This is a genomic window from Lentzea terrae (assembly GCF_003265345.1).
Lineage (GTDB): Bacteria > Actinomycetota > Actinomycetes > Mycobacteriales > Pseudonocardiaceae > Lentzea > Lentzea terrae.
In genome coordinates this window covers 215481-224686 of the sequence record NZ_QFWW01000024.1, presented here as the reverse complement: position 1 = coordinate 224686, position 9206 = coordinate 215481, and the positions used below count along the sequence as shown (strand labels likewise).

Here is a 9206-nt window from a genome sequence, read left to right as displayed (position 1 = left end):
CTCGTAGCGCATCGTCAGGGTGAGCGTGACCGGTTCGCCGCCGTGCTCAGGTAGCTGGTCGGCGCGCAGCATCAGGTCGACCAGCTCGGCCAGGGCGTCGCCTTCGCGTTCGGTGCGCGAGCGCAGGTCCGGGCCTTCCCCTGGCGTGTCCGGGCGGGGCTTGGCCAGCGGGTCGAGCAGCGCCTCGTACTTGGCGCCGGTGACCGTGTCCAGCAACGCCCGGATCTCCAGCAGACCGTCCTTGCGCCACCGCTTCACGTGCTGGTTGACCAGCGGCACGGGCTCGGGGTCACGCGGCTCGGGGTCGTTCTGGTAGAGGCCGTACACGAGCGCCCGGCCCAGCTTGCGCACCGCGGCGGGCTCGAACTCCCGTGCGTAGCCCACGACCATGGCCTCGTGTTCGGCGGGCAGGTCCCGCATGACCTCGGCGACCACCGCGACATGCTCGACCGACAACACGCCCTCGGCCACCGCCTCAGCGGTCACCGGAAGCTCCGGGGCAAGCTCACTGCCGGTCGGCGTGATCTCCCGACCCAGCAACCCCGCGTTCGCCACCCACCGCTGAGCGGTCTTCAGATCCCACCGCACCACGTGCCGCAGCACCTGAGCCAGATTCTTGTAACCCAGCTCGGAAGCGGCACCGCGCCGATCCAACTCGGCAATTTTCTGCATCACCGAAGATTCGCGAACCCGGATTTCCATCACCTCGTCGACGATGCCGCGCAGCAGCACGTCGGTCGAGAGGAGTCGGGTTTCGATCACGTGTTCTACTCTACCGCAAGATCACGAAACAATAACGGCCCAGGACGAACACGACCGAGTGAACCGAGCCGGGACAGGCAATACCGACGCGGGAAACCGGTAATGACCGCACGCTAAACAACCCAACGCAACCACGCACGCCTGCGATTGGGGCTTGACTTTGGGATCGAGGTGCTACCCTTTCTGGATCAGGCGGGTGCGAAGCATCCGACCTTTTCCGCCCGACCAGCGCCTCGCAAGGGCCCCGAAGTCAAGCCCCAATCGCAATCGTCGCGCAGCGGCGATGACGCAACCCAAGCCCGTCCGGCCACCCACGCAAGGCGACCAGACGGTCCTGACTAGCTCTTGGCCACCAACGTCAAAACGTCGTAGCGAGCCACCGACTCGCCCTTCTGGTTCACCACGTCGGCGTCCCAGCGGACCTCGCCGTACTCCTGGTCCTCGCGCGGCGTGATCTGCTTGACCGTCAACGTCACGGTCAGCGTGTCGCCGGGGAACGTCGGCGTGAGGAAGCGCAGGTTCTCCAGCCCGTAGTTGGCCAGCACCGGACCGGGCTCCGGCGACACGAACAGGCCCGCCGCGAACGACACCACGAGGTAGCCGTGCGCGACCCGTCCGCCGAAGAACGGGTTGGCAGCCGCGGCTTCCTCGTCCATGTGCGCGTAGAAGGTGTCGCCGGTGAACGACGCGAAGTGCTCGATGTCCTCGAGCGTCACCTCGCGCGGCCCGGCCACCACCGTGTCGCCCAGTTGCAGTTCGGCCAGCGTCTTGCGGAACGGGTGCACGGCGTCGTCACGGCGCGGCGCACCGGTGACCCAGCGGTTCGTGACGGCGGCCAACACGCGCGGGCTGCCCTGCACGGCCGTGCGCTGCATGTGGTGCAGCACGCCGCGCATGCCGCCCATTTCCTCGCCGCCACCGGCCCGGCCAGGTCCGCCGTGCACCAGCATCGGCAGCGGCGAGCCGTGCCCGGTCGACTCGCCGGCGTCCTCGCGGTCCAGCACGAGCAACCGGCCGTGCCACGGCGCCACCCCGATGACGACATCACGCACGAAGTCGGTGTCCGCGGAAACCACAGAACCCACCAGGGATCCAGCGCCGCGAGCGGCCAGCTCCACCGCGTCGGAAACCGACGAGTAAGGCATCAGCGTCGACACCGGGCCGAACGCCTCGACCTCGTGCGGCTGCACCGCGTCAGCAGCAGCGCGCAGCAGCATCGGGGACATGAACGCCCCACGCGAAGCGTCAGCGTCCACAAGAGACAGAGGGCCGTCGCCGTAGACGACCGAAGCGTTCTCCTGCAACGCCTTCAGCGACCGGCGAACCTCCTCGCGCTGCTCCAGACCCGCCAGCGCACCCATGCGCACCGACTTGTCCGCCGGGTTGCCGATCACCACCTCGGCCAACCGGGCAGCGGTCGCCTCTGCCACCGCGTCCATCAGCGCCGCGGGCACCAGCGCACGCCGGATCGCGGTGCACTTCTGGCCGGCCTTGGTCGTCATCTCCGTCACCAGCTGACCCACGAAGAGGTCGAACTCGGGTGTGCCCGCGACGGCGTCCGGCCCGAGGATCGAGCAGTTCAGCGAGTCCGCCTCGGCGTTGAACCGCACGGACGACCGGATCACGGCCTGGTGCGTGCGCAGGTGCTGCGCGGTGGACGCGGAACCGGTGAACCCGACCAGGTCCTGCGGCGTGAGGTGGTCCAGCAGGTCGCCGGCGGAACCGCAGACCAGCTGCAGCGACCCCTCGGGCAGCAATCCCGAGGCGAGCATCAACGAGACCAGCTTCTCGGTCACGTACGCGGTCTGGGACGCGGGCTTGATCAGCGACGGCACCCCGGCGATGAACGCGGGCGCGAACTTCTCCAGCGGCCCCCACATGGGGAAGTTGAACGCGTTGATCTGCACGGCGACACCCTGAAGTGGCGTGCAGATGTGCTGGCCGACGAACGTGCCACCACGCCCCAACGGCTCCACGGGGCCGTCGACGAACACGCGGTCGTTCGGCAGCTCGCGCTTGGCCTTGGACGCGTAGCCCAGCAGCACGCCGAAGCCGCCGTCGACGTCGATCCACGAGTCGGAGCGAGTAGCCCCAGTGCGCGCGGACAACGCGTACAGCTCGGCCTTGTGCTCCTTCAGATAGAGCCCGAGCGCCTTCAAGATCTGCGCGCGCTGGTGGAACGTGAGCTCGCGCAACGCGGGCCCGCCGACCGAGCGCCCGTACGCCAGCGCCGCGCCCATGTCGATGCCCGCGGACGAGATCCGCGCGATTTCCTCGCCGGTGACGGCGTCGTGCAACGGCGCGCCCTCCGCGGAAGGCGTGTGCCACCGACCCGACACGTAACTGCGCAGCAAGCTCATCGAGCCAACCCCTTCTCACGAGGCCGACGGATCCTCATCGACCCTTCTACCGGCAACGTATCAGCCGACGTCGTGGCCGCGACCCGGCCGACGAGCCAGGAGCACGGGTGTGGCCGCCCGTCGACCGTGGTAGCCCGAGGCGTCACGAGATGATGCGGAGGAGACCGATGAGCGACACGACCACTGTTGACCGGTTGCGCATGGTGCTGGCGGACGTGACCTACCCCGCGGCCAAGGGGCAGCTGGTGGATCACGCCTCGCGCAACAACGCCGACGAGGACACCGTCCACGCGCTGCATGCCATCCCGGATCGGCCGTACGAGTCGTTCGAGGACGTGCTCGGCGTGGTCGCCCTCGACCAGAGCCGCGAGGCTTGAAAAACGTCCTGGTGGAACTCGAAGCCGGGATCACCTTCCGCGTTGGTGATCATGCGCCGCAGCACTTTCACCATCAGCACGCAGTCGTCCGTGCTCACCCGTCGTACACGTCGCCAACGCCTCCCCCACCGGCAGGCACGATCCCGGTAGGCGACGCGGTGCTGACCGTGGAGCGCTCGGCCAACCGCACCACTGCCTCGGCTCGGCGCTGGCACGGCGGGAACTCGCCACGGCGTTGACCGGGCTGCTCGGACGCTTTCCCCGCCTGCCGAACCGCGTGCTCTACACCGTGCCGGCCCTGCCGGTGACGTGGTGAGCCCCTTGCGCGCTGAACAGGGTGGTGCAGTGCTCGGCGAACGCTTGCGCCGTGCGCGTCAGCGGCCCGCCACCGGCCCAACCCAGCACGACCGGGGTGGTGGGCACCGCGTCGCGCACCGGCAGCGCGAGCACCTCCAGTCCCTCGTACGAAGAACTCACCACCGGTTGCTGCACGGTCATCGAATAACCGATGCCGCGGGCCACGAGTGACCGGGCTAGCTCAAAGCTGCGCGCCCGATGGGTCACGACCATGTCGACGCCCGCTGCCGCGAACACCGACCGGAAGTAGCGCTCGCTCGGCGGGACGTCCAACAGCACGAACGGGTCACCAGCAAGCTCCCGCAACGAGATGGCGCGCCGCCGCCGAAACCGATGTCCAGCAGGCAGCAGCACTTTCGGTGCCTGGTCGTACAACGTGCGCACGGCGATCCCCGGCAGGACGTCCTGGTCGTAGAGGAACGCGATCTCGCAGCGTCCGGCGAGCAGGTCCTCTTGGATCTCCGGCAGGCTGCCCTCGACGAACCGGACGGACACCGACGGGTGCTCGCGTTCGAACGTGGCGATCGCGGCCGGCAGGTGGAACGGCGCGATCGGGGCGTAGCAGCCGACGGTCAGCACGCCGCTGACGGTCTGGCTCAGGCCGCGTGCCTCCGCGCCGAGCTCGCCCATCGCGCTGACGACGCGGCGGGCATCGGCGAGAACCTGTGTGCCCGCCGCCGTCAGCGCGGCGCCCCGGCGTGGCGACCGGACGACCAGCCGGAGGTCCAGCGCGCTCTCCAACTCGCTCAACGCCAACGAGATCGCCGACTGCGAGACGTGGCACCGAGCGGCCGCACCCGTCAACGACCCGGCCTCGGCCACCGCGATCAGGTACTCGAGCTGCCGCACCGTCACGTTGGGCAGGTTCATCAGTTCAGCTTATGGCTCACACCAGAAACTTGAGCTGGTCAGAAGAGTGGAGAGACGGGCATCGTCGGTGACCGTGACCAGGACGCACCACCACCCGTTCCTTCCGTACACCCCGCCACGTCTGCCGATCGAGGAAGCACTCGACCGGGGCAGAGCCTTCCTCCAACTGCTCGACGGACGCCGTTCCGTGCGCTGGTTCTCTCCCGACGACGTGCCCGCCGAGGCGATCGAACTGGCAGTCCAGGCCGCGAACACCGCTCCGAGCGGCGCGCACCAGCAGCCGTGGCGGTTCGTCGCCACGAGGGACCCGGAGCTCAAACGCCGCGTCCGCACGGCGGCCGAGCAGGAGGAGCAGCGCTTCTACCACGAGCGCGACCTCCCGGACTGGCACGCGGCACTGGCGCGGCTGGAGACCGACGCGACCAAGGAGTTCCTGACCACCGCCCCCTGGCTGGTCGTAGCGTTCGCGCAGAAGCAGCAGAACGGCAAGAAAACCTACTACACCAACGAAAGCGTCGGCATCGCGTGCGGCTTCTTCATCGCGGCGCTGCACCAGATGGGCCTCGCGACGCTCACGCACACGCCGAATCCGATGACGTTCCTGAGCGATCTGTTCGGTCGTCCCGGTGAACGGCCGTACATCCTGTTCCCAGTCGGCTACCCAGCCGACGACTGCGAGGTACCGGACCTGCGCCGCAAACCGCTCGACGAAGCGCTCACGTTCGTCCTCTGACCTCCAGGTACACCGCGCGCACTTCCAGCGTCCGCTCGACCTTCTCCAGCACTGGCGCGAAGAACTGGCGGCGGTGCTCGGCGTCGCTCATCGAGATGACCGAGAAGTACATGCTGCCGAACGCCGCGAACAACGTGGCGTTGCGCAACATCGCCGACGGCACCCCGGGGATCATCGACTCCTTCGCCGGCTCCCCGATCCACTGCGCGGCGATCTCGGGCGTGACGACGATCAGGCCGAGCAGCACGAAGAACGCGAACAGCGCGAGCCCGACCACCGCGGCCTGCACGAGCTGCCGGATCGCGAGCATCACCAGCAGGTTGCGCAGCTGCCGACCGGTCAACCGCTTGGGCGCCAGCGGTTCGGCGATCTCGACCCCGGCCAGCGGTGTGCCCTTGCAGGCCGCGGACAGGATCTCCGGCCGCAGGTCCTGCTCGACCCGGCCGATCTCGTCGCGCAACCGGGCCGCCGCCGCCAGCACGGTGACCGCGGCGAACAGCAGCACGATCAGGCTGACCCGCGGCCACTTCAGCTTGTCCATCGCCTGCCACAGCTCACCGGTGAAGAACAGGAACAGCGTCACGAACAACATCGGCGGCAGCGCGCGGCCGAGCAGGTGCACGCTGTTGCGCAGGTCGGCGAGCACGTGCCGGATGGCGGCCTTCAGCAGCGCACCCAGGCCGTACGTGGTGGCCAGCATCGTGGCCACGAAAGCCAGGCCGAAGAAGGCGATGAACCAGAGCGCGTTGATCCACAACTCCGCCTTGGGATTCTCGGCTCCCGGCGTGATGATCTTGTCGTTCACCGCGTACTGCAGCAGCGGCACGATCACCGGCATCGCCGCGTACATGGTCAACAACACGATGGTCGTCTGACGCGAGAAACTCGGCAGCCGCCGCACGAACAACGAGAGCACGATCCACGCGGACACCGTCACCGCGACGATCACGCCGAGCAGCACCCACTTCGACAGCCCGGTGGACTGCAGCAACACGAGCCACGCGAGGCTGCCGACCGCGACGAACGTCAGTGCCGGCAACATCCGCGGCAGCACGTGCGAGCGGAAGCCGTAACCCTCGATCATCGTCGGCGCACCCTGCCGCACGAACCACTGTTCGGTTCGCCGCACCAACGTCTCCGGAGCCATGCCGGAGATCATCCCTCACCGTTCGAAGAGCCGCGCCATCACACTGAAGTAGTGCGTCGGAGCGATGCGGGCGAGCGCGTCGAACACGTACGCGTCCGGGCCGACCAGGATGCGCGACTTGCCCCGTTCGACGCCCCGGTGGATGACCTCGGCGGCCTTGTCCGGGGTGGTCAGCGCGACCTTGTCGAAGTCGGCCGCGATCTGCTCCAGCGACCTGCCCTGCTCGTCGAGCTCGGCGTGGATGCGGCCGTTGCGGACGATGTTGGTCTTGATGCCGCCGGGGTGCACGGTGACCGCCGAGACGCCGGTACCGCGCAGCTCCTGTCGCAACGAGTCGGTGAACCCGCGGACGGCGAACTTCGCGGCGCAGTACGCGCTGTTCTTCGGCATCCCGACCAGCCCGTACACGCTGGAGGTGTTCACGATGACGCCGTAGTTCTGCTTGACCAGCTTCGGCAGGAACGCCCGCGTGCCGTTCACCACGCCCCAGTAGTTGATGTCGAACAGCCAGGTGTCGTCCTCCGGGCGCGAGTTCAACACGGTCGTGGACGTGGCCACACCGGCGTTGTTGAACACCGCCGCGATCGGCAGGTCCAGCCAGTCCTGGACCTCGTCGGCGAACAGGTGGACGTCGTCCGCGTCCCGCACGTCGAGCACCCGGCTGAGCACCGGGCCGTGCAACGACTTGGCGGTCTCCTCCAGCCCCGTCCCGTCGACGTCGGCGATGACCACCGGTGAGCCGTGCCGGGACAGCCGCTGCGCGAGGCTGCGGCCGATGCCCGAGGCAGCCCCGGTGATCACCGCCGGGCGGCCCGCGATCTTTCGCACCATGTGACCAGTAGATCACCATGGGCAAGCGCCCTACTGGCGCAGTTCGGGGAACTGGTCGTCCCGCCAGTCGTCCGCGGCGCCGCCGGCCTCCTCGCGGGTGCGCAGGTCGACGCGGCGGATCTTGCCGGAGACGGTCTTGGGCAGCTCGAAGAACTCCAGCCGCCGGATCCGCTGGAACGGCGCCAAGTTCTCGCGGGCGTGCTTCAGGATTGCGAGCGCGGTGTCTCGACTGGGTTCCCAGCCCGCGCTCAACGCCACGTACGCCTTGGGCACGGCGAGCCGGAGCGGGTCCGGTGCCGGCACGACCGCCGCCTCGGTGACCGCCGGGTGCTCGATCAGCACGCTCTCCAGCTCGAACGGCGAGATCTTGTAGTCGGACGCTTTGAACACGTCGTCCGTCCGTCCGATGTAGAACAAGTAGCCGTCGTCGTCGCGCGAGGCGATGTCGCCCGTGTGGTAGTAACCGCCGGACATCGCCTCGGCATTGCGTTCGGGATCGCCGTGGTAGCCGACCATGAGCGACATGGGCCGTTCGTTCAAGTCGATGCAGATCTCGCCTTCTTCGGCCAGTTCGCCGCTGATCGGGTCGACGAGCACGACCGGCACGCCGGGAATCGGCTGTCCCATCGAGCCGAGTTTGACCGGCGCACCCGGCACGTTGCCGACCGACAGCGTGGTCTCGGTCTGGCCGAAGCCGTCCCGCAGCGTGAGGCCCCACTGCTGCCGGACCTGCTCGATCACCTCGGGGTTGAGCGGCTCACCGGCGGCCACGACCTCCCGCAGCGCACCGGGCCCGCCGCTCAGATCCGCCTTGATCAGCATCCGCCACACGGTCGGCGGCGCGCAGAACGTGGTGACGCCCTTGTCGCGGATCTGGCCGAGCAACGCGGCCGCGTCGAACCGGCCGTAGTTGTAGACGAAGATCGTCGCTTCCGCGATCCACGGTGCGAAGAAACAGCTCCACGCGTGCTTGGCCCAGCCGGGCGAGCTGATGTTGAGGTGCACGTCGCCCGGCCGGACGCCGATCCAGCGCATGGTCGTCAGGTGCCCGACCGGGTACGAGACCTGGGTGTGCTCGACGAGCTTCGGCCGGCTGGTCGTGCCGGACGTGAAGTAGAGCAGCAGCCGGTCGTCCGCCCTCGTCTTCGGGTGCGGCAACGCGTTGTCCGGCGCCTCCGCGGTCTCGGCGTAGTCCAGCCGGCCCGCGGTGGCGCCACCGACCGCGATCAGCACAGTGCTGTGCTCTTTGTTGGTCACGTCCTCGAACTTGTCGGCGTCCTCGGTGCGCGCGATGACGTGCCGGACGTTGCCGCGCTTGAGCCGGTCCGCGAGATCCGCCGGTCCCAGCGCGGTGGTGGTCGGCATGATCACGGCGCCGAGCTTCATGACGGCGAGCATCGACTCCCACAGCTCGACCTGGTTGCCGAGCATGATCATGACGCTGTCGCCCTTGCCGACGCCGTGCCAGGCGAGCCAGCGCGCGACCCGGTTCGACCGGGTGCGCAGCTCGTCGTAGGAGTAGGCGCGCTCGGACCCGTCCTGCTCGACGATGTGCAACGCCGTCGCGGAGTTGCCCTCGGCGATGACGTCGAACCAGTCGTGCGCCCAGTTGAAGCTGCTGTCGAAGCTCGGCCAGCGGAAGGACGCGGGGTCGCTGAGCATCAGGTCGCGGGCCGCGCGGTAGGTGTCGTGACTGGACATTCCCAGAGCGTGCGGAGACTCCGGGCGCCGGTATACCCCCGAAAAGGGGTGCACCCCTTTTCGAGGGT

General features: G+C 68.5%; 8 protein-coding genes. 2 read left to right on the top strand and 6 right to left on the bottom strand.

From position 1 onward, the window contains the following. Both DI276_RS30680 and paaZ read right to left on the bottom strand, forming a co-directional pair. The coding region (locus DI276_RS30680) for a DUF222 domain-containing protein (protein ID WP_119724491.1) at positions 1 to 762 on the bottom strand (762 nt) is incomplete at its 3' end. A 338-nt stretch (positions 763 to 1100) separates the two neighbouring features. After that, positions 1101 to 3122, bottom strand: coding sequence for a phenylacetic acid degradation bifunctional protein PaaZ (gene paaZ / locus DI276_RS30675; protein ID WP_112269701.1), 2022 nt, complete (start codon positions 3120 to 3122; stop codon positions 1101 to 1103). A 167-nt stretch (positions 3123 to 3289) separates the two neighbouring features. Between paaZ and DI276_RS30670 the strand changes: the two genes are divergently transcribed. Next, complete coding sequence (locus DI276_RS30670; RefSeq protein ID WP_157985044.1) at positions 3290 to 3499, top strand: DUF2795 domain-containing protein; 210 nt, start codon at positions 3290 to 3292, stop codon at positions 3497 to 3499. Between the two features lie 282 nt (positions 3500 to 3781). On the opposite strand, the gene DI276_RS30665 is transcribed toward DI276_RS30670, so the two are convergent. Then, positions 3782 to 4726 (bottom strand): LysR family transcriptional regulator, encoded by a 945-nt coding sequence (locus tag DI276_RS30665; protein WP_112269697.1) that lies wholly within the window; start codon positions 4724 to 4726, stop codon positions 3782 to 3784. A 73-nt stretch (positions 4727 to 4799) separates the two neighbouring features. Between DI276_RS30665 and DI276_RS30660 the strand changes: the two genes are divergently transcribed. Beyond that, complete coding sequence (locus tag DI276_RS30660; RefSeq protein WP_112270006.1) at positions 4800 to 5459, top strand: nitroreductase family protein; 660 nt, start codon at positions 4800 to 4802, stop codon at positions 5457 to 5459. Here DI276_RS30660 and DI276_RS30655 read toward each other — a convergent pair. The 3 genes from DI276_RS30655 to DI276_RS30645 are packed head-to-tail and all read right to left on the bottom strand — an operon-like array spanning position 5443 to position 9138. After that, entirely contained in the window at positions 5443 to 6606 is a 1164-nt protein-coding gene (locus tag DI276_RS30655; protein ID WP_157985043.1) for a hypothetical protein, read from the bottom strand. The genes DI276_RS30660 and DI276_RS30655 overlap by 17 nt on opposite strands. A gap of 15 nt (positions 6607 to 6621) precedes the next feature. Continuing rightward, positions 6622 to 7437, bottom strand: coding sequence for an SDR family NAD(P)-dependent oxidoreductase (locus tag DI276_RS30650; RefSeq protein WP_112269693.1), 816 nt, complete (start codon positions 7435 to 7437; stop codon positions 6622 to 6624). Between the two features lie 30 nt (positions 7438 to 7467). Beyond that, positions 7468 to 9138, bottom strand: a complete 1671-nt coding sequence (locus tag DI276_RS30645; RefSeq protein ID WP_112269691.1) for an AMP-binding protein — start codon at positions 9136 to 9138, stop codon at positions 7468 to 7470. Positions 9139 to 9206: the final 68 nt, after the last annotated feature.

Bases quoted from the DNA above. Each gene is read 5' to 3' on its own strand.
- DI276_RS30670 (WP_157985044.1), top strand. From the start codon at position 3,290: ATGAGCGACACGACCACTGTTGACCGGTTGCGCATGGTGCTGGCGGAC.
- DI276_RS30645 (WP_112269691.1), bottom strand. From the start codon at position 9,138: ATGTCCAGTCACGACACCTACCGCGCGGCCCGCGACCTGATGCTCAGC.
- paaZ (WP_112269701.1), bottom strand. From the start codon at position 3,122: ATGAGCTTGCTGCGCAGTTACGTGTCGGGTCGGTGGCACACGCCTTCC.
- DI276_RS30665 (WP_112269697.1), bottom strand. From the start codon at position 4,726: ATGAACCTGCCCAACGTGACGGTGCGGCAGCTCGAGTACCTGATCGCG.
- DI276_RS30650 (WP_112269693.1), bottom strand. From the start codon at position 7,437: ATGGTGCGAAAGATCGCGGGCCGCCCGGCGGTGATCACCGGGGCTGCC.
- DI276_RS30655 (WP_157985043.1), bottom strand. From the start codon at position 6,606: ATGGCTCCGGAGACGTTGGTGCGGCGAACCGAACAGTGGTTCGTGCGG.